14 protein-coding genes and 1 tRNA gene are annotated in these 19,953 nt (G+C 68.3%); 10 read left to right on the plus strand and 5 right to left on the minus strand.

Annotation, left to right across the window (positions count from 1 at the left end):
* Positions 1-1,064: 1,064 nt before the first annotated feature.
* The 6 genes from DAT37_RS02135 (at position 1,065) to DAT37_RS02160 (ending at position 8,829) form a co-directional block, all read left to right on the plus strand.
* Positions 1,065-2,783 carry a DUF4407 domain-containing protein gene (locus DAT37_RS02135; protein WP_109522922.1) on the plus strand — a complete coding sequence of 573 codons (1,719 nt, stop codon included), beginning with the start codon at positions 1,065-1,067 and terminating at the stop codon, positions 2,781-2,783.
* 101 nt (positions 2,784-2,884) lie between these two features.
* Positions 2,885-4,444, plus strand: coding sequence for an adenylate/guanylate cyclase domain-containing protein (locus DAT37_RS02140; protein WP_109522923.1), 1,560 nt, complete (start codon positions 2,885-2,887; stop codon positions 4,442-4,444).
* A gap of 195 nt (positions 4,445-4,639) precedes the next feature.
* The gene (locus DAT37_RS02145; RefSeq protein WP_232839445.1) at positions 4,640-5,428 is read left to right on the plus strand and encodes a hypothetical protein; all 789 of its coding nucleotides are present in this window, start codon (positions 4,640-4,642) and stop codon (positions 5,426-5,428) included.
* Positions 5,425-6,498, plus strand: coding sequence for a DUF4129 domain-containing protein (locus tag DAT37_RS02150; RefSeq protein ID WP_109522925.1), 1,074 nt, complete (start codon positions 5,425-5,427; stop codon positions 6,496-6,498). The genes DAT37_RS02145 and DAT37_RS02150 overlap by 4 nt, the downstream gene beginning before the upstream one ends.
* Before the next feature lie 49 nt (positions 6,499-6,547).
* Entirely contained in the window at positions 6,548-7,531 is a 984-nt protein-coding gene (locus tag DAT37_RS02155) for an AAA family ATPase (RefSeq protein WP_109522926.1), read from the plus strand.
* A 2-nt stretch (positions 7,532-7,533) separates the two neighbouring features.
* Positions 7,534-8,829 carry a DUF58 domain-containing protein gene (locus DAT37_RS02160; RefSeq protein WP_109522927.1) on the plus strand — a complete coding sequence of 432 codons (1,296 nt, stop codon included), beginning with the start codon at positions 7,534-7,536 and terminating at the stop codon, positions 8,827-8,829.
* A 26-nt stretch (positions 8,830-8,855) separates the two neighbouring features.
* Here the strand turns inward: DAT37_RS02160 and DAT37_RS02165 are convergent, their stop codons facing one another.
* A complete protein-coding gene (locus DAT37_RS02165; RefSeq protein WP_109522928.1) occupies positions 8,856-9,632 on the minus strand; it encodes an RDD family protein in 777 nt (258 codons plus the stop codon).
* Between the two features lie 42 nt (positions 9,633-9,674).
* Here DAT37_RS02165 and DAT37_RS02170 point away from each other — a divergent pair, with 42 nt between their 5' ends.
* The gene (locus DAT37_RS02170; protein WP_109522929.1) at positions 9,675-10,763 is read left to right on the plus strand and encodes a stage II sporulation protein M; all 1,089 of its coding nucleotides are present in this window, start codon (positions 9,675-9,677) and stop codon (positions 10,761-10,763) included.
* A gap of 754 nt (positions 10,764-11,517) precedes the next feature.
* On the opposite strand, the gene DAT37_RS02175 is transcribed toward DAT37_RS02170, so the two are convergent.
* Positions 11,518-13,683 (minus strand): MMPL family transporter, encoded by a 2,166-nt coding sequence (locus DAT37_RS02175; RefSeq protein WP_109522930.1) that lies wholly within the window; start codon positions 13,681-13,683, stop codon positions 11,518-11,520.
* Between the two features lie 90 nt (positions 13,684-13,773).
* Here DAT37_RS02175 and DAT37_RS02180 point away from each other — a divergent pair, with 90 nt between their 5' ends.
* On the plus strand, positions 13,774-14,442 hold the full coding sequence (locus tag DAT37_RS02180; RefSeq protein ID WP_109523235.1) for a TetR/AcrR family transcriptional regulator: 669 nt from the start codon (positions 13,774-13,776) through the stop codon (positions 14,440-14,442).
* 463 nt (positions 14,443-14,905) lie between these two features.
* Here the strand turns inward: DAT37_RS02180 and DAT37_RS02185 are convergent, their stop codons facing one another.
* A complete protein-coding gene (locus tag DAT37_RS02185) occupies positions 14,906-16,318 on the minus strand; it encodes an NHL repeat-containing protein (protein ID WP_109522931.1) in 1,413 nt (470 codons plus the stop codon).
* Positions 16,319-16,458: 140 nt separating this feature from the next.
* Here DAT37_RS02185 and DAT37_RS02190 point away from each other — a divergent pair, with 140 nt between their 5' ends.
* Positions 16,459-17,097, plus strand: a complete 639-nt coding sequence (locus DAT37_RS02190; RefSeq protein ID WP_109522932.1) for a class I SAM-dependent methyltransferase — start codon at positions 16,459-16,461, stop codon at positions 17,095-17,097.
* Here the strand turns inward: DAT37_RS02190 and DAT37_RS02195 are convergent, their stop codons facing one another.
* Both DAT37_RS02195 and DAT37_RS02200 read right to left on the minus strand, forming a co-directional pair.
* A complete protein-coding gene (locus tag DAT37_RS02195) occupies positions 17,098-17,865 on the minus strand; it encodes an SDR family NAD(P)-dependent oxidoreductase (RefSeq protein WP_109522933.1) in 768 nt (255 codons plus the stop codon).
* A gap of 251 nt (positions 17,866-18,116) precedes the next feature.
* A tRNA-Leu gene (locus tag DAT37_RS02200) sits at positions 18,117-18,199 on the minus strand.
* Between the two features lie 247 nt (positions 18,200-18,446).
* On the opposite strand from DAT37_RS02200, the gene DAT37_RS02205 reads away from it, so the two are divergent.
* Positions 18,447-19,892 carry a DUF3662 and FHA domain-containing protein gene (locus DAT37_RS02205; protein ID WP_109522934.1) on the plus strand — a complete coding sequence of 482 codons (1,446 nt, stop codon included), beginning with the start codon at positions 18,447-18,449 and terminating at the stop codon, positions 19,890-19,892.
* Positions 19,893-19,953: the final 61 nt, after the last annotated feature.

Below are 19,953 nucleotides of genomic sequence, written 5' to 3' on the forward strand. Positions count from 1 at the left end.
CCTTCAAGAAAGTCGGCCTTCGAAGAAAAAACGGCCTTTCGTTCGAACGCCTACGTAAAGACTGCGCCCGTACGTCCCGGAAACCAGCCGCGCTGATGGTCTCGTATCGGATCTGCGGTGCTCCCAGGCTCTGCGTGGTTGCGCAAGCTCCCCTTTCGAGCCTGTTCGTTCGCACCGCCGGGTGCAGTCGCGTCTCCAGTTGTTCACCCGCTGGGTGTTACATGGTGGGTGCTCGGAGGTAACGGAACCCTTACGTGTTCCTTACTTCCATGCGGGTGTTCGCCCGCTACTCTGGGCACCTGCTTGGTGAGCCCTGAGCGGGCGATGGTGCCGACCATTTTTGTGTTCGGCGTAAGAGCAAACGATAAGTCAGGTCCGGGGCCCAACCAACTTAGGTCGTACTAATAACCCGGTCTATCAGGGCCAATTCTTTCCGTCCTCCACTTGTGCGCGTTGTCCAGTGTAAAGCAGTGAATGCACTGGGATCGATCCCCTGACACCGAGTGCCAGGCGATCAGTATCCTCGCGGAGATCGTCTTCGACCGGCGCGCAGTACCCGGCGAGAAGTGCTCCTCACCTGCGTCGAACTGGATTTCCCCCGGTCGCGGGAAGGCAAACCCCCCGGTCGCGGCTAACTCACCGGTAGGTAGGTGAGATATCGCCGACAGCGGGCATGACAAGCACACGACTTGATCCGACCGTCCGGGTTCTTTCGCCGTTTGTGGTTTTTAGCACACTTTCAGCTAACAAATTTGGTGTCATTCGACACACGATCCGCGCCACCGCGCGCCGTGCCACGGGCGAGGGCGCCGAAGAGCGCGCGTGGGTCCTCGACGCCGCCCCCGTCGGAGCCCTCAGACCCCGCCGGACCAGGCACGCGGGGACGTGCGCGAGCCCGATCCACCCGCCGAAGTGCGGATTCGCGCGATGATCTGTGAACCTGGCCACATCCGGCGACACCTGCTCGGTGTGTCGGGCCGACGCCTGTCACGCTGTGACAACGAATCCGTGACAGTTTCGCCAAGCACACCGCCCTGCCTGGACATAGAGGATGTGAGATCCCCATGACCGTCACCGGTATCTTCACCCGGCTCGGCGGGGGTCGGCCCGAGGACATCACCGAAGGCCACGAGCGGGCGAGTTATGCCGTCACCGGTACCGCCGTCATCCTGTTCGCCACCGTCACCGGGCTGGTCACCGCGCTCGCGCTGACCGAGGCGAGCGGTCGGCCCGTCTTCGGGACCGTCGCGCTCGCCGTGGTCGCCGCACTGCTCGCAGGCACCGTGGGGCGCGCACTGGCCACCCGTCGGCCCGCGAGCGCCGCCGACCGGCCCGGCCTCCTCGCCCGCATCGCCGTCGCCGCCGTCTCCGGCGCGCTGATCGCCGAACTCGCCTGCACCGTGCTGTTCGGCGGCACCGTCGACCGACTGCTCGACGAACGCGCGCAACGCGGGGTCGACTCGGCTCCCGCCGTGGTCGCCGCACGTGCCGAATCCGATTCCGCGCGCGCCGACCGCGCCGCGCTCGACCGGGCGGTCACCACCGCGCAGGCCGATATCGACCAGGCACTCGTCATCGCGCGGTGCGAATTCAATCCGAGCGCGCAATGCCCGCAGACCCGCATCACCGGCGTCCCCGGTCGCGGTCCCGAGGCCGCGACCGCCAACGCCATGCTGGAGGACGCGCGAACCCGGCTCGCCGCGGCACAGGGCCGGGTCGACGCGGCCGACGTGCGCGTGACCGCGGCGGACAGGGCCGTCACGGCGGCCGGATCCACCGCCTTCGCCGAGGCCGATCGCGGCCTCGGCGCCCGCTGGCAGGCCATGAACGACCACACCTCCGCCTCGGCGGGCGCGCTCGCGCTGCGGATACTCACCCTCGCGGCCTTCGTCCTGCTCGCCCTGCTGCCGCTGATCCTGCGTTGGTGGCGTGGTGAGACCTCGCTCGATCGGCGAGCCGCCTACCGCACCGTCAAGGAACAGGCGGAATTCGACGCCGACGCCGCCATCGCGCTGGAACGGGCGCGCATGCGGGCCGAGGCCGAAACGCTGCGGGCCGAGCAGGAGCTCACCGCGACGAGGCTGGCGGTCGAGGCCGATACCGCCATCGACCGCGAACGCCAGCGCACCAGGATCATCGCCGCCATCGGCGGTCTGGAACTCGGTATCGCCGAACCCGGACGCCTCGGTGAACGAGCGCGCCGGACCGAACTTCCCGCGGGCCACGACCGCGCCGCGACCCAGGAGGACATCGTGACACCGAATCTGCCCACCCCCGCGACCGCGAGCACGCTCGCGCGGGCGGCCGCGCCCGTCCCCGAGGTCAGGGCGCCCAAGGGCGGTCTCGAACTCCCGATCATCGGTCAGGTGCCGTTCACCGATACCGCCGCGCGCTGGATCCGCCCGCTGGTGCCCGCGTTCGTCGCCGACGCGATCGACACCGCGACCCATCCGCTGCGCACCGTGCGGCAGGTGTTCGAGGAGGCCGAGGAGATCACCTTCACGCTGCGCCGCACCCGCAAGGTCACCGTCGACACCCAGGAGTACGGGCCGGACGGCTACGCACTCGGCTCGCCAGGCACCGGGCACGCGGGGCAGGTCGCCGCGACGGTGGTCGACGCGGACTACTCGACGCCGCGCGATCCGCGCTACTCCGCGCTGTCCTCGGCGTCGACCGAGGGATACGACCTGCCGCCGGGCGGGCGCGAACACGAACTCGCCGCCGGTCGCCAGTCCGAACTCACCGGCGGGCGCGGCCCGCGAGAGCTCCCGCCGGGGCGTTGAACCGGCGCACTCGCGTGATCCGCGCGACAGCGCGGGCCGGGAGCCCCGGTGGTCGCGCCGAAAATGCGCGGACCGTCGGATGATCGCCCTACTCTGCACCCATGCCAGCCACCGAGCCGAAGCTCTCCCCCAGCGGACCCGCGCCCTGGGGTTCGCGACTGCTCGGCTCGGAGGCGGAATCGTCCGGGGTGCGGCGGCTGCGGATCCAACTGCTGCTGACCGTCCCGCTCCTCACCGCGAACGCCACCGGCATGTTCGTCTCGATCGCGCTGATCGGTTTCGTCCTGCCCGGCCCGACGATCTTCACCGGTGACCTGCTACTGGTGAACGCCCTCACCGCACCGCTGTATTCGGCCGTGGCCATCGTGATCGGGGCGTGGTGGGGCACCGCGGCCGGATTGCGGGCGCTGCGTTGGGCCACGGATCAGGACCGGGTGCCCACCGAGGCGGAGCGGGCCGAGGCGATCGCGGTCCCGCGCAAACTCACGATGATCCAGACCGTCCTGTGGCTCGGCGGTTTCGCGGTGCTCATCACGGTGTACGGCCTCGCCGATCCGAAACTCATCCCCAAGATCGCCTTCGGCATCAGTTTCAGCGCGATCGTGGTGTGCGCCAGCAGCTACCTGGTCATCGAATTCGCGCTGCGGCCGGTGACCGCGCGGGTGCTAGAGGCCGAACAATCGCGGCGACGGCGCGGCATCGGCGTGTTCGCGCGCTTGCTGCTGGTGTGGTTCGTGGGTTCCGCCGTTCCGGTCGCGGGCACGATGGTGCTCGCGATCCTGGCGTTGACCACCGACGAGGTGTCCACCGCCCGACTGGCGATCTGCGTGCTCGCACTCGGCGGGGCCACCCTGGTCTTCGGACTGCTGTTGATGACCCAGACCCTGTCGGCGACGATCGCGCCGATCCGCGGGGTGCGCACCGCGCTGCGACGGGTGGAGAACGGCGATCTCGACAGCGAGGTCACCGTCTTCGACGGCACCGAACTGGGCGAACTCCAGAGCGGTTTCAACCGGATGGTGACCGGTCTGCGCGAACGCGAGCAGATCAGAGATCTGTTCGGCAAACACGTCGGGCAGGACGTCGCCGACGCCGCGCTCGCCGCCGAACCGGTGCTCGGCGGCGTGGAGACCGAGGCCGCCGCACTGTTCATCGACATCATCGGTTCGACCCGGATGGCCGCCACCCGCCCGGCCACCGAGATCGTCGAGATGCTGAATCATTTCTTCGGCATCGTGGTCGAGGAGGTGGAACGGCACGGCGGGCTGGTCAACAAATTCGAGGGCGACGCCGCGCTGTGCCTGTTCGGAACGCCCGCGCCGCTGCCGGACGGGCCCGGGTCGGCCCTCGCCTGCGCGCGCGCTATCGCGGCCAGACTCGCCGAGACCTCCGATTTCACCGCCGCTATCGGCATCAGTTCCGGGCGGGTGGTCGCGGGCAATGTCGGCGCGCACCAGCGCTACGAGTTCACCGTCATCGGTGATCCGGTCAACGAGGCCGCGCGGCTGTGCGAACTCGCCAAACAGGAGGACGGCCTGGTCCTTGCCGCCGCGGACTCCGTCGCCGCCGCCGATCCCGTCGAATCGCGAAAGTGGCGACTCGGCGAATTCGTCACCCTGCGCGGACGGGTCACCGCGACCCGGCTGGCCCGCCCCCGCTGACACCAGCGTTCGCACCGGCGCAGGTAGCGCGGCCGGTGCGCCGGATCGCGCCGCGCTCACGGGACCGGGCCGCGCGAATGGGATAGTCCACCAATCGGCCGGACACGCTCTAGACTCGGCCGCGTGTCACCTGCCACCGAGGCGGGTGCCGTCGGGGCGGGAACAGATCCGGTACCAGGGTCGCCTGGAACGACGGTGCCCATACGCCCGTTCCTGTTCCGCGAACTGCTCGATATGCCGTTCGCGCTCATCCAGGCGAATATCACGACGCTGGGTGGGCTCGGCCTGGCCGGGTTGCTCGTGGCCGAAATCGTCGTCGTCACGCTGACCGCGAGTTTCTCCGATCTCACCGACGGCTCCGACGCCGCCACCTGGTGGTCGGCGGTCCTGTCCACCGCGGTCTGCGCGTGGCTGCTGCGCTATTTCCTGCGCGGGGTCACCACCGCGGTCGGCTGGTCGGCCCTGTCGGGGGTGCGGATCGGGGCGCGCGAAGCGGTGCGGCGGTTCCGGATCCGAGCGCTGCCGCTGCTGGTGTTCCAATTACTGTTCACCCTGGTCGGGATTTCGGTGATCGTGGTCTGCTCGCTGCTGATCGTCACCGCGCCGATCGCGTTGCCGTGGCTGGGCCGACTGCGTGGCAAACGTTTCGTCGCGGTGCCGGAGATACTGGCCGGTGCCGGTCACGCGGATGCCGTGCGGCACGCGAAAGTGCTGTCCGCTGGATCGGAATGGTCGCTGGCAGGTCTGTGGATGACGCAGCGGGCGCTGTTCGCCCTCGTCGCCATTCCCCTGCTCGGAATCCCGTTGTTCCTCACCGAGTTCACCGGAACCCATCGCTGGCCGGTCATCGTCCTGCTCACCTCGGCGGTGCTACTGCTGGTGGCCTTCGGCGAGATCGTCGAGGCGAGTTCGCGCATGCTCTGCTACATCGATCTGCGCTGCCGCAGGGAGGGTCTCGACATCCGGATACCGAGGCAGCGATGAGTGACCGGCCCGATCTGCTGCGCAAGGAACAGGGTCCGGCGGACGACCCGGCGACGCGGCAGGCTCCACGGACACCGCGACTCGGCGCGGCGGCCGAGCACCGGGCCGCCGCGGACCACGCCGCCGCGCACCGGGACTACGACCGCGCGCTGCGCGAGCGTTTCCGTGCCATGCTGCGCGGCCTGGAACAGGGCGGCGTACTCGAGGTCCGGCGTTCGAGGACCGCCGACGAAACGGTGGACGATGTCTCCACCGCCCTGCCGCAGGATCTGACCGCCGAACTCCAGCCGACCGCGCGCAGTTTCGACGAAGTCGTCTACGGAGGCCGCCGCGCGACCGAGGACGAATACCGCAGGCTCGAATACGCCGACAGGTTCTCCGAATCCGCGCCGCCGCCCGTCGCCGAACCGGTCGACAAGGTCGTCACCGACACCGTCGAACGCACCAAACGATCGCTGCCACCGCTGCCCGCGCTGCTGCGCAACCCCAAGTTCTGGGCCGCCGTCATCGGTGCGATCGTGCTGATCCTGCTGGGGTGGGCGCTGATCCAGGCGTTGAGCGCGCCGGTCGCGCCGAAACCGCCGCAGACACCGGATTTCCCGCCGCCGCCACCGCCCGACACCGATTACGACCGGCCCGATTTCGGGTCCGGCCGTGACTCGATCTTCGACCGCTTACCCGCGCCGATCGCTTTCGGCGGCCTGCAATTGCTGATCGCGGCGGGAGTTCTGGTGGCGTGGCGCGCACGCAGGCGCGGCGCGCTGGTCGGTGAACCGCGCCCGGTCGAGGTCGCGGCCAACGAACTGCTGGCGGGCCAGGCAGCGCTGTACCGGAAGTCGAAGGATGTCGAATTCGTCGCGGCGAAACTGCGCGCGGCCACCCTGCGGCGGATCCGACCTTCCCTCGGTATCGGCACCGATGCCGCGCCCGACGAGGTGATCGCCGCCATCGCCGCGCGCACCGGCGTCGACCCGACCCTGATCGGCACCGCGCTCTACGGCCCGGTGGCCGACGCGAGCGCCATGCGACTGGTTGCCGCGCAACTGGAATGGATCGAGGCCCAGGGATGAGCACACCGATGAACACGCACGCCCCGTACGGGACATACAGGAGGGCCGAATGACCCAGACCGACATCACCCGCACCCCGACCGCGGAAGAGGCGGGCGCGGCCTTCGGCGCGTTACGCGTCGAGATCGGCAAAGCGGTGGTCGGCAACGACAGCGCGGTCATGTACCTGGTGCTGGCACTGCTGTGCCGAGGCCACGTCCTGCTCGAGGGTGTGCCCGGCGTCGCGAAGACGCTGTTGGTGCGCGCGTTGGCGGCGGCACTGGATCTGGAACACGCGCGCGTGCAGTTCACCCCCGACCTGATGCCGGGCGACGTGACGGGTTCGCAGATCTACGACCCGCATTCGGCCGAATTCACCTTCAGGAAGGGCCCGGTCTTCACCAATCTGCTGCTGGCGGACGAAATCAACCGCACCCCACCGAAAACCCAGTCCGCGCTGCTGGAATCGATGGAGGAGCGCCAGGTCTCGGTCGACGGACAGCCGCGCGCGCTGCCCGATCCGTTCGTGGTGATCGCCACGCAGAACCCGATCGAACAGGAAGGCACCTATCCGCTTCCGGAAGCCCAGCTGGACCGCTTCCTGTTCAAGGTCGACATCCGACTGCCCGACCGCGACGACGAATTCCGCATCCTGCAACGCCATGCCGCCGGATTCGATCCGCGCGATCTCGCGGCGGCGGGTCTACGCGCGGTCGCCACGCCCGCTCACATCACCGCGGGCAGGGCCGCGGTCGCGCAGGTGGCGATCAGCCCGGAAGTTCTCGCCTACACCGTCGACATCTGCCGGGCCACCCGCAGCTCCCCGGCCGTCCAGCACGGCGCTTCGACCCGGGGCGCGACCGCCCTGATGGCCGCATCGCGTGCCCTGGCCTGGTTGAACGGGCGTGGATTCGTCACCCCCGACGACGTGAAATTCGTGGCGACGACGGTGCTGCGGCACCGCCTGCACCTGAAGCCGGAGGCCGAGCTGGACGGGGTGACCACCGAAGGTGTCATGTCGTCGCTGCTGCTCGCGGTCCCGGTTCCGGTATAGCCGTGGTTGTGACGGGGCGGCTGGCCGCCGCGGCGGCGGTCGGTGTGGTCGTGGTCGCTGCCGCGTGGCACAGCTGGGCCGGGGTCGTCATCGTGACCGGTCTGCTCGTCGCGGCGGTGCTCTTCGATCTGGGCTCGGTCGCGCGGGCGAGCGATCTCACCGTGTCCAGGGATCCGCTCACGGTGGTCAGACTCGGTCGGACCGCCGAGGTCGAGTTGACGGTGGTGAACACCGGTCGCAGGACCGCGCGCGGATACCTGTGGGACGACTGGCCCGGCAGCGCCCGCGCCGGACATCGTGAGCACCGGCTGGATTCGGGCCCGGACACCAGGGTTCGGCTGCGCACCACCGTGACGCCGACCTATCGCGGTGACCGCGTCGCGGGCCCGGTCACGCTGCGACTGCTCGGTCCGCTCGGCCTCGCGGGCAGGCAGTCCCGCCGCACGGTGCCCGCCAGGGTGCGCGCGCTGCCGCCGTTCCGCAGCGAAAGACTGATGCGGTCGAAGGTGAAACGTCTGCAACATCTGGAAGGCCGCAATATCGCGACCATGCGCGGCCAGGGCAGCGAGTTCGACTCGTTCCGCGAATACGTCGCGGGCGACGATGTGCGAGCGATCGACTGGCGCGCGACCGCCCGCGCGACCGATGTGCTCGTACGCACCTGGCGTCCCGAGCGCAATCGGAACATGCTCATGCTGCTCGACACCGGCCGTATCAGCGCGGGCCGGGTCGGTGACGGCACCCGGCTCGACGCCGGTATCGAGGCCGCGTTGCTGCTCGGCGGGCTCGCCGCGGCCGGGGGCGATTCGGTGGATCTGCTGGCCTACGACCGCGAGGTCCGCGCCGAAGTCCGCGGCGTCGGCGGAAACCGGTTGCAGCTCAAGTTGATGCACGCGCTGGCGTCGGTGACGCCAGCGCTCGTCGACACCGACAGTGCGGGACTGGTGCGCGCCGCACTGCAACGCGCGCGCAGGCGCAGCCTGGTGGTCTGGTTCACCACCTTGGACGGCGCGGCGGTCGAGGAGAATCTGCTTCCGGTACTTCCCGTGCTCGCCCAGCGACACCGCGTGCTGATCGTCTCGGTCACCGATCCGGAGATCGCCGACGCGGCCTCGCGTCGCGACACCCTCGACGACCTCTACAGCGCGGCCGCCGCCGAATCGGTGCTGGCCGAACGCGCGCTCGTGCAGGAATCGTTGCGGCGCAGGGGTATCGCGGTGGTCGCCGCCTCCCCCGAACGTCTGCCCGAGGCGCTGGCCGACGAATATCTGGAATTGAAGCAGTCCGGCACGATGTGAGTATCCGTATCGCCGTCGCGCCGGCGTCAGCCCGTGCGGACCAGTCCGTACGAGGGCGGTGTGAGTGCCCGTCGCTGCCGTTCGGCCACGATCGCGCCCAGGATCTGCACCGGCGGATATCCCGCGGGCGCGGCCACCTGCAACCGCGCGAAGACCGCCGCGACCAGTGCGCCGCCGAGCGTGGCCTCGGCTTCCGGGGTGAGAGTGCGGACCCGGGTCAGATACTGCCGCACGGCCAGCGCCAGATCCTCGGGAATCCCGGACAGATCCAGTCTCGTCACCCAGCCCGCGAGCCAGGGCGGCGGCGTGACCAGCGCGGGGAACGGCAGCGTGGCCTGGGAGTGCACGACCACCGTTCCCGCGAGCACATCGCCGACGCGGCGGGCGTCGCGCGAGCACATCGACGTGACGACCGCGACCGCGCCGAAGAGGCCGAGCAACCAGAAATCGACGATCACTCCGGCCAGTCCCCTGGTGAGCGCGTGCCGGAAATCGGTGGGTCCGCCGTCGGCGCGCACCACGCGCAGCCCGAGTACGAGTTTGCCGAGACTGCGTCCCCTGCTCAGGGTCTCGCAGGCCACCGGATAGCCGACGAGCACGCCGATCACGATCAGCAGCGTGATCGCCTCGATCCACGCCTCGTCGGGATCGAGCGGAATCACCACCAGTGCCATCAGCGTGAACAGCAGCAGGTACAACGCCAGTTGTATCAACACGTCGATGATGAACGCGGTGGCACGCGTCGGAATCCGGGCGATCGGCAGTTCGAGAGCGACCGCTTCGCCGGTAGTGAATTCAGCCATGTCGATAACATTCTTTCGACCGGCGGTCAGGGAGGCAACCGAATGGACGTGGACGCGTACAGCTTGGCACACCGGCGGTCCTGGGAGCGGCTGGATCATCTGGCCAAACAGCGCAAGCTGAGCGGGCAGGAAGCCGACGAATTGATCGTGCTCTACCGGCGCACCTCCCAGCAGTTGGCGCGGTTGCAGTCGCACAGCCCCGATCCGCAACTCATCGCCGGGCTCAGTGCCGTACTCACCCGCGCGCGCGGCCGGGTTCTCGGCACCGGAACCGGGGTGTGGGCGGAGATCGGGCATTTCCTCACCCACAGCTTCCCGGTCGCCCTGTACCGATCCTGGCGCTGGTGGGCCGCGACGGCGGCGTTGTTCGTCGCGGTGTCGACCTGGCTCGCGATCTGGATCCAGGGTTCGGGCAACGCGCGCGAGCTTTTCGGCATCCCGACCGACAACGACGATCTCACCGCCCCCGGCGGCCAATTCGAGACCTATTACACCGAACATCCGAACGACGCCTTCGCCGCGCAGGTGTGGACCAACAACGCGTGGGTCGCCGCGATCGCCCTCTTCACCGGCGTACTGATTCTGCCCGTGCTGTACCTGCTGTTCATGAACGCGCTCAATGTCGGGATCACGGCCGCGCTGATGGCCGAGGCGGGTCGGCTCGATTCGTTCTTCGGATTCATCCTGCCGCACGGAACCCTGGAGCTGACCGCGGTTTTCGTCGCGGGCGGCGCGGGCATCAAACTCGGCTGGACGCTCATCGATCCGGGCCGCCTGAGCAGGTTGGAGGCCGTCGCCAGACAGGGCAGGGCCACGGCCACGATCGCGCTCGGGCTGGTCGGGGTGCTGTTCGTCTCGGGCCTGCTGGAGGGTTTCGTGACGCCGAGCGGTCTGCCGGTCGCGGTGCGCATCGCGATCGGTTTCACGGCCGAGGCGCTTTTCCTCTACTACGTGTTCGGGGTCGGCGGAGCCGCCGCGCGCGAGGAGGACGGCGACCTCGCCGACCTGGCGAGTTTCGACAGCGAGGCCCTGTACGTCAATGCGATCGACAGCGGTACATCCCACGTCAGGCACGGGAAAAGCGGGGAAACAGCGGCGGTCGCATCGCAGACAACACCGAGCACACGATAGGCTGAGCGGGTTCGGATAATCGACAGCAATGCCGGGTTACAAAGCGGTGTCGAGATCCCCCATTTGAGTTCCGCTGACCGCAGCGAGTCGAGCTCAGCTGCGGTCAGCGTTACCGTCAACTCTACACAATCGTTATGGCGGCGCAACCCTGTTCGTAGGGGTTCGGCGTATAAAGCAGCACGCCAGCAACCCTGTTCGAACACGATATATTTCACATATCCAGCTACCTCGCAGCTGATATTTCCGTGCCATTTCGGGACCATTTCCGCGCCGAGGCGCGACCTTTTCCGACCGCGGCGCCGAAGGCGTTTTCGAGAGTCCCGAGCGCATCCGGAGCGATTTGCCATGGGCTCCGGAGATACTCGGTATGCAATCCTCGCAGCATGCCTACCAGGCACTTTGGTGACACCGGACCGGGTAGCTGGACATTGGGTGAACAGAAAGCGACTTCAGGTTTGTTTACTCGGTAATTAACCAGATACACGTCCTGTCACGCCGGTAATCAGCGAACTCACATTGGGTCAAGATCGGAAATAACCAGAGCCGGAAGTGTCACCCCGCGCGGGCTCGACGGGAGCCCGATCAGCACCGTAATGGCAACTACGGCAGGTCGTGTGATCTTCGCCTCACCGGTGCATACATCGCGGCCGACGGGACATATCCGCGCCCCGAAACGCCTGTTCGCGACCGCGAAGAGGCGCTCGCAGGCGGGTTCGGAAAACCACGCCGGGGCGAGCGCCTCGCACGGATCGAATCAGGCTTCGGCGAGGCCCAGACGCGAGTGCACAACCCGCAACGGCTGCGGCGCGAACCATGCCGCCCGGCCGAGCAGCCGCATCGTCACCGGGACCAGCACGCCGCGAACCAGCGTCGCGTCGATCAGAATGGCCAGCCCCGCACCGAGCCCGAAGAACTGAATGAACCGGACATCACTGATGACGAAGGCGAGGAAGCTGATCGAGATCAGCGCGGCGGCCGTGGTGACGAGCCGACCGGTGCGGGCCAACCCCTCGGTCACCGCTTCCACCGTCGATGCGCCGCGATCGTGCATTTCCTTGATCCGGCTGATCACGAACACCTCGTAATCCATGGAGAGCCCGAAGGTGATGCAGAACAACAGCAGCAGCATCGAGACATCCAGCGGAGCCGGAGTGAATCCGAGCAGTCCGGACAGGTGCCCGTCCTGGAAGACGAAAACCATCAGGCCCAGCGTGGCGGCCAGGCTCAGCGCGTTCGACAGCAGCGCGCGCAGCGGCTGCACGACGCTGCCGGTGAACAGGAACAGAAGGACGAAGGTCGTCAGCAGGATCCAGCCGAGCACGATCGGCAGCCGTTCACCGATCGAGGACAGGCTGTCGCGCAATCCCGCGACCTCGCCGCCGACCAGCGTGCGCGTCCCGTCCGGCGCGGGCACCGCCCGGACCCGGTCGACCAGATCCCTCGCTTCGGTGGAATTGCGATCGAGATCCGTCAGCACCGTCAGCCGCTGGGCATCGGGCCGGGCGAATCTGGCGTCGGCGGGCGAGGTGCCGCGCTGTTCCCCCGCGACGAAAGTGCCCGCGCTGGAATCGACCTGGGTGACATGCTCGACACGCGACAGCGCGCGGGCGTATTCGGACACCGGTCCCGCCGCGACGCCGGAGGTGGTCACCACCGACAGCGCGTTCGCGTCGCCGCCGCCGAATTCCGTGCGCATCGCGTCACCGACCTGCCGGACCTCGAGACCGGTCGGCAGCACCCGATCGTCGGGGGTGCCGAACTGGACCCCGAGCAGCGGGGCCGCGGCCAGCAGCAGAACCGCGACCACGGGAATCCCGGCGAGCGCAGGCCTGCGCATCGCGAAACCGGCCACATTCGCCCAGAACGGCGTCGCCTCACCGCGGATGCCCCGGACGCCGGGCACCTTCCACGCCTCGGCGCGCACACCGAGTACCGAGATCAGCGCCGGCAGGGTGATCACCGCGGCCGTCGCGGCGATGGCGACGACCCCGATACCCGCGTAGGCGAACGAGCGCAGGAAATACTGCGGGAAGATCACCAGCGACGACAGCGCCGCCATGACCGTCGCCGCGCTGAACGCGATGGTCCGGCCCGCGGTGGCCACCGCACCGGCGATCGAATCCTGCGGTGTCTCCCCCGCCGCGCGCCGTTCCCTGAACCGGCTGACCATGAGCAGGCCGTAGTCGACCGCGAGGCCGAGTCCGAGCGCGGTCGTCAGGTTGACCGCATAGATCGACACATCGGTGACGGATCCGAGAATCGCCAGTTCGGTGAATGTCCCCAGAATCGCGATACCGCCGACGACCAGGGTGAGCAGGGCGGCGACCACATTGCCGAAGGCCAGCACCAGCAGCACCATGATCAACGGCACCGCGATGCCCTCGGCGAGGCCGAGATCCTTGCCGATCTGCGCGCCGACCGCGCTGAACGTCGCGGAGAGACCGCCGATCCGCACCGTCGCGGCGGGCCCGTCGGCGCCGTACTCGTCGATGATCGCCTCGGCGATCTTGTCCTGCTTGCCCGGATCAGTCTCGACATTGCCCGCGAGCACCACCGCGGCGGTGCCGTCGGTGGAACGCATGGCGGGCGATCCGGTGTCCCAGTACGAGACGACGTTGGTGAGCCGGTCGTCACCCGCCAGCCGCCGTGCCAGATCGCGGCCGAAGTCGGCGGCCGCGCCGGAGTCGACCGACCCCTGCTCGACGCGGATCAGGAACACGTAGTCGGTATCGGCGCCGAACTCGTCGGTCAGACGGTCGGCGGCGAGACTGGATTCGGCGTTGGGGTCGTCCTGTCCCGCCGACTGCATCTTGCCGAACGCGGTGGCGCCGACCACGCCGCCCGCGATGAGCGCTAGCACGCTGACGATCAGTATCAAGCGTGCTCGGCGGACTACGAATCTGCCGAGTTGTTCGAACATGTCTGGCCTCCCCGATCGGGATGTGATCGCCTGTAAACTTTGTGGGTGTTAACTTGCCACCTGATGTGCATGGGTGTCAACATCGAAGTGATGACACCTACCGGAGCCGCCTCGAAGAAAGACACGCAGACCAGCGCAAAGCCCGCCCGTGACGGTCGCTACCACCACGGCGACCTCCGCAACGCGCTGGTGCTGGCCGCCGCCGAACTCGCGGAGAACGGTGGACCGGAGGCCGTGACCGTGCGAGCGGCGGCGCGGCGGGTCGGCGTGACCCCGACCGCCGCCTACCGGCATTTCACCAATCACGATCAACTGCTGCACGCGGCACACGAACAGGCCCAGCAGAGCCTGTTCACGGCGATGACCGAAACCGTGGCCGCGATCGACCCCGCATCGGACGCGGTCGGCAGGCTGATCGCGATCGGCCGCGGCTACATCACCTTCGCGTTGCGCGAACCGGGTCTGTTCCGAACGGCCTTCTGCGGCAGCGATACTGCCGACCCCGGCGAGTGGAATTCACCCGCCTTCGACATGCTCTCCGCGTTGCTCGACGAACTGGTCGCCATCGGCTACACCGACCCGGCGCATCGCCCCGATGCCGAGGTCGCCGCGTGGGCCGCCGTGCACGGAATGGCCTCGCTGATCATCGAAGGCGCAATGGGCGATCTCGATGCCAGAGCGCGCGAAGCCGTGATCGACCGAACCCTCTCGATGGTGCGTATCGGACTGGCGACCGGGCCACGGGCAGGCGAGTACTGAGATTTTGCCGCGCGGGCGCGGGGGGGTTCGCGGCCCCGGTTGTCTCGCGTGCGAGCGGTCGAGACTCGCGACTGCGTCGCATGCGCTTCGACCGCTCGCACGCGAGACGGCCGCGAACCGGAGGGGGCTGGTCGGGGTGGGTTCAGGAGCTATACATAGGACCCTGTGCATAACCCTATAGGCGAGGATGAGGGTCACGGGGAGGTCACTCGCGGGGCATGATCCGGGTTTCCGCGGTGCGGGCCGGGGCGATGTTCGAGGCTCGTCGCGAGGTCGAGAAACTGGCTCTACCTGGGGATTTGTGCAACTTCACATATTTCGACGCCGCGAATTGTGCACTGCACCTCGGCCGCAGTGACTTTCCTCGAGGGGGTGTCGAGTTATCCACAGCTGACCACAGGCTCGCCCGGGCGTTCATAGTTATCCACAGAAATGCCCCGGATATCCACAGGGGCGAGGGAGGTCAGGCGATACGCAGGATGCCGGTGATCGTGCCCTGGAAAACCCGGCCGCCGGTAGCGATCAGCGCCGATGTCTGTAGCGGATCGTCGACGATCGTGCCCGGCAGCGGACTCCCCGAACGCACCGCGCCGGTCTCGGGATCGATGACGGTGAAGGTGTATCCGTCCAGCGGGGTCGTCGCTTGCGGTCCGACCCGCGTCACGGTGTAGAGCCGACCGTCCGCGACCGACAGGTGCGGTACGGCGGCGCTGCGCACCGAGTTCTCCCAGACCGTGTGGCAGCCGCTCTCGTCGACGTCGACCCGTGTCATGCCACCGGCGAACGGGGCGACAGCGGGTACCGCGGGCCCGGCGCCCTCCGGCACCGCCGGATACGGGTAACCGTATGTGCTCGCGACGAATACCGAACGCCCGATGCCGATCGGCGAATTCTCGCTGCCCGCACCGCCTTCGGTGAGCACCGGCCGCGAACACACCGATTCCCCTGTCCCCGAACGGAATATCAGCACCTTCACCCGGCCGTCGGCGTTGTCGACGATGGTGAGGTACTCCGCGCCGGTATCGGGTCCGAAGTAGGTCGGCGTCGACCCGGTCCCCCAACTCAACTGTCCCGGTTTACGCGCCGCGCCACGGTCGTAGGCCGCGCGCCACAGCTGTTCGGGTCGTCCGGCGGCATCGGCGCGGAACTCGTAGATGGCGTGGGTGGTCGCGACCGCGACACGTCCGCTCGGCGCCGAGGAAATGCTGTTCGCGACCTCCTCCCCGGCGGGCAGGGTGAGCGTCTCGGTCGCGCCGGCGGGCGTCACCAGGCCGACTACGCCCTTGCCGGTGGCGAACCACACGTTGCCCGATCGATCGGGCACGAGTCCGGTCACGTTGTCGCCCGGGGGAATCGCCGCGCGCAGATCGACGGTGTCATCGATGGTCAGCGTCCAGCGGCCGTCGGTGTCCCTGGTATGCGCCACGCGCACGAGGGCGCGATCGCCGTCCACCGCCACCAACCGGTCGGCGTCGTCGAGATAGGCGTAGACGCCGCCGAGCAGGCTGCCCTTGGCCAATTCCCGTGCGGCGAGCGAATATCCGATCGGTCCCCGCACCTCCGGATCGAGCAGGTGCACCGTCGGGCGCTGCCCGGCGATCGAGGTGCACAGTGCCACCACCAGACCGTCGGTCCCCTGCAACAGCGTGGGACAGGCCGAGGCCAGCGGATAGGCCGATACCGCGCGTGGTCCGAGCCCCGGACCGGCCAGCGGCGTCGCGTCCGAGGAACCCGCGTCACCGTGCATGGTCGACGTGCCGACCGGACCGAGATGAGGATTCGGTGGCGCGAGCGGTCCCCACGGTGTCGCCTGCGCAGAACCGGCGGCCGACAGCGTTAGGACGCCCGCGGCGAGCAGTATCAACGGTGATCGCATCGCACTCCGCTTTCGTCGGTGACACCCGCGCTTCGAGGTGCGCGGCAACAATATTCGAGACGTGATCCGGCGCGGGAGACCACGACGAACCGGTCCCGCTCGGCACCGGACCGCGTGTGCCGCTGTCTAGGCTGGCATTCATGAGCGGACTCCGTGATCGCATCCTGTCCACCGTGGCGGGCCAACTGGGCAAACCGCACGGCGTCCTCGGCAAGGGCGTCGCCGGATTTCTCAACCGGGGTAATCGAAAGGCCATCGAGGGCGCGGTCGAGGCCACCGCCGTGACGCCGGGAGCGACCGTCGCCGATATCGGCTTCGGCGGTGGTCTCGGACTCGAACTGCTGCTGGCCCGGCTCGGCGGCGCCGGAACCGTGCACGGCCTGGAGATCTCCGCCGATATGCTCGCCAGGGCCCGATCCGGTTTCGCTCGCGAGATCGCCGCCGGGCATCTGCTGCTCGACAACGGTTCGCTCACCGCACTGCCGCTGGCCGACGACAGCCTGGACGCGGCCATCACGGTCAACACCGTGTACTTCCTCACCGACCTGGACGCGGCATGTGCCGAACTCGTCCGCGTCGTACGTCCCGGCGGGCGCGTCGTGATCGGCATCGGTGATCCGGACGCGATGGCGAAGATGCCGTTCACCGCGTACGGATTCACGCTGCGGCCGGTGGCCGAGGTGAGCGCGGCACTCGAGCGGGCGGGTTGTTCGGTGGAGCACAGGCCGCTGGAGAACCGGCCGATCCCACATCACCTGCTCGTCGCGCGACCGCGCTGATCACATCAGCGCGCCGCCGTCGACGCGGATCTCGGTGCCGGTGATGTAGCGGCCGTCCTCCGAGGCGACCATCGCCACGACACCGGCGATGTCCTCCGGACTGCCGAGCGCGCCACCGTTGAGCCAGCCGGTCAGTCGAGCGAACAGGCTGTAGTCGACGCCCTCCGGCTGATCGAGGATCGACGTGGTGGTGATCCCGCTCGTGATTCCCGCTGGCACGATATTCACCGCGCGCAACCCCTGCTTGGCGTATTCGAGGGCGATCGCGTGCGTGAACGAGTTCACCCCGCCCTTGGACGCCGCGTACGCCGCGAGATACGGCGCGGCCTGGAACGCCGCCGTCGACGACAGGTTCACCACGACGCCGTGCCCCGAGTCGATCAGCGCGGGCAACGCGCTCTGGGTGACGAGGAAGGTACCGGTCAGATTGACCGTAATGACCTGGTTCCACACCTCGAGCGGCATCTCGTGGGTCCGCGCGGGCCGCAGGATGCCCGCCGCGTTCACGAGTACATCGAGCCCACCGAGGAATTCCAGCGCGTCTCCCGTCGCCGCCTGCACCGACACCGGATCAGCGATGTTCACCTCCACCGTCCGCAACCGATCACCGACATCACCGGCCTTGTCCGCCGTCGCCGCCAGCCCGGCCGCATCGATATCGGCGGCGACCAGTTGCGCCCCCTCGTCGAGCAGCCGCAAGGCGATCCCCTGCCCGATACCCGACCCGGCTCCAGTGACGAGAACTCGGCGACCCTCATATCTGCGCATGCCCAAAATTAGAACAGGTTCTCATCTGGAAGCAACGATTTTCGCCCACCGTTTTCCCGACGACCGACAACACCCACCCGCCACGACACAACGCGCCTCAGCCGCCACCACCGAGCCGGGGCGAAGCCCTCGGCAGCGGGGTCCGGGGGCGCAGCCCGCCGGGCGGGGCGTGGGGGCCGCGCCTCCACAACGATGCCGAAACGAGAAAAGGCCCACGCTCTACGTGAGCATGGGCCTTCTATCGAGTGAAGTGGGCGAAGGGGGACTTGAACCCCCACGTCCCGAAGGACACTGGCACCTGAAGCCAGCGCGTCTGCCATTCCGCCACTCGCCCGAGCGACTGGAAGAACTTATCACGGGGCGATACGGTTTACGAAATCGCCCCCTGACCAGCGGTGCGGCGGGGCTGGTGACGTCCACCGACGACACGGGGAACCTACTGGGGTTTCCGGGAGTTACAGGTGTGGACGATCGTGGATATCATGCAATGAACGTGGTCGACACACGACACGCCATACGCGCGTGTCGTTGTTATGAATTGAGTAGAGACTCGGGTAGACGGACAGCGAAGGGAGGCCGGGATGGGCATCGTTTCACGGTTCGAGCGTCGCCTGAGGGGTACCGTCGACGACGTATTCGCCCGCGCCTTCGGCGGCAGCGTGGTTCCCCGGGAAGTCGAGGCAGCGCTGCAGCGTGAGGCCACCGATCACATCCAGGACGTGGGCGGCGGGCATCTGCTCGCGCCCAACAGTTATGTGATCACGATCAACTCTTCCGATCATGCGCAACTCGATGCCGATCACGACCTCACCACCCGCGCGTTCGCCAAACATCTCCAGGACTACATCCGCGATCAAGGGTGGCAGACCTATGGCGAAGTACACGTAGCGTTCGAGGCATCACCTACGCTGCACACCGGACAGTTCAGGGCCAGCGGCCGCGTCGATCCCGACGCCGGTCGCGGCGCCGGCAAGGCCGACAGCCCCGAACCCCCGCCACAACGACCTGCACACCCGCAACCAGGAGCTGGCCCCATGACGCAGAACTCTGGCTACGACCCGAGTCGTGAGCCCGCGGAGTCCGATCCACGCAGCCGCGGGTACGCGCCGCCGCCGGCGGGGCGGCCCGGTCCGCAGAACGGTGCGTATCACGAGGACTACGGCCGAGGCGCCGCACCGTACGGCGGCGCGGACTACCAGGCTCCGGATTCGCAGCAGGGATACGGCGACTACCAGAACGGCTACGACTACCAGCAGGGTGGCCAGGCCGGTCAGGCGGGCTACGGCCAGCAGGCTTACCAGGAACCCGGCTACGGCCAGCAGCCCGGCTACGGAGATCGTGCCGCCGAGCGCGGCGGTCAGCAGCCCGGCTACGGCCAGCAAGGGTACGGCGAACCGGGTTACGGTCAGCAGCCCGGCTACCAGGATCCCGGGTACGGTCAGCAGCCCGGCTACGGCGACCCGGGTTACGGACAGAGCGGCTACGGCCAGCAGCAGGGCTACGCCGACCAGGGGTACGGCGATCCCGGCTACGGTCAGCCCGGCTACGCGCAGCAGAGCTACGGCCAGCAGGGCTACGCCGAACCGGCCTACGGCGACCAGACCTATTCCGAGCAGGCGGGCTACGGCCAGGAGGAACAGGCGGGCTACGGCCAGGCCTACTCGCAACAGCCCGGCTACGGCGCGCAGCCCGGTTACGCCGCGCCCCCCGCGTACGGCGCAGGCGCACAGGCCGGTTCGGGCTATTCGGCGACACTGCAACTGGATGACGGCTCCGGCCGTACCTACCAGTTGCGCGAGGGCAGCAACATCATCGGCCGCGGTCAGGACGCGCATTTCCGCCTGCCCGACACCGGCGTCTCGCGTCGCCACATCGAGGTCAGGTGGGATGGTCAGACGGCCATGCTGTCGGATCTCGGCTCGACCAACGGCACCCTCGTGAACGGTTCCCCGGTCCAGGATTGGCAACTAGCCGACGGCGATGTGATCCGCGCCGGGCATTCCGAGATCCTGATCCGTATCGTGTGATCCCGTAAGCTCGCCGGTGCAGTCACGCTATGCCGCGCTCCTGAATGGTAATCGGGGGTTC

The organism is Nocardia aurea (assembly GCF_003123685.1).
Classification (GTDB): domain Bacteria; phylum Actinomycetota; class Actinomycetes; order Mycobacteriales; family Mycobacteriaceae; genus Nocardia; species Nocardia aurea.

Excerpts from the sequence above, each read along its gene's own strand:
- DAT37_RS02135 (WP_109522922.1), top strand. The coding sequence starts at position 1,065 with ATGACCGTCACCGGTATCTTCACCCGGCTCGGCGGGGGTCGGCCCGAG.
- DAT37_RS02140 (WP_109522923.1), top strand. The coding sequence starts at position 2,885 with ATGCCAGCCACCGAGCCGAAGCTCTCCCCCAGCGGACCCGCGCCCTGG.
- DAT37_RS02150 (WP_109522925.1), top strand. The coding sequence starts at position 5,425 with ATGAGTGACCGGCCCGATCTGCTGCGCAAGGAACAGGGTCCGGCGGAC.
- DAT37_RS02155 (WP_109522926.1), top strand. The coding sequence starts at position 6,548 with ATGACCCAGACCGACATCACCCGCACCCCGACCGCGGAAGAGGCGGGC.
- DAT37_RS02165 (WP_109522928.1), bottom strand. The coding sequence starts at position 9,632 with ATGGCTGAATTCACTACCGGCGAAGCGGTCGCTCTCGAACTGCCGATC.
- DAT37_RS02170 (WP_109522929.1), top strand. The coding sequence starts at position 9,675 with ATGGACGTGGACGCGTACAGCTTGGCACACCGGCGGTCCTGGGAGCGG.
- DAT37_RS02175 (WP_109522930.1), bottom strand. The coding sequence starts at position 13,683 with ATGTTCGAACAACTCGGCAGATTCGTAGTCCGCCGAGCACGCTTGATA.
- DAT37_RS02180 (WP_109523235.1), top strand. The coding sequence starts at position 13,774 with ATGACACCTACCGGAGCCGCCTCGAAGAAAGACACGCAGACCAGCGCA.
- DAT37_RS02185 (WP_109522931.1), bottom strand. The coding sequence starts at position 16,318 with ATGCGATCACCGTTGATACTGCTCGCCGCGGGCGTCCTAACGCTGTCG.
- DAT37_RS02190 (WP_109522932.1), top strand. The coding sequence starts at position 16,459 with ATGAGCGGACTCCGTGATCGCATCCTGTCCACCGTGGCGGGCCAACTG.
- DAT37_RS02195 (WP_109522933.1), bottom strand. The coding sequence starts at position 17,865 with ATGCGCAGATATGAGGGTCGCCGAGTTCTCGTCACTGGAGCCGGGTCG.
- DAT37_RS02205 (WP_109522934.1), top strand. The coding sequence starts at position 18,447 with ATGGGCATCGTTTCACGGTTCGAGCGTCGCCTGAGGGGTACCGTCGAC.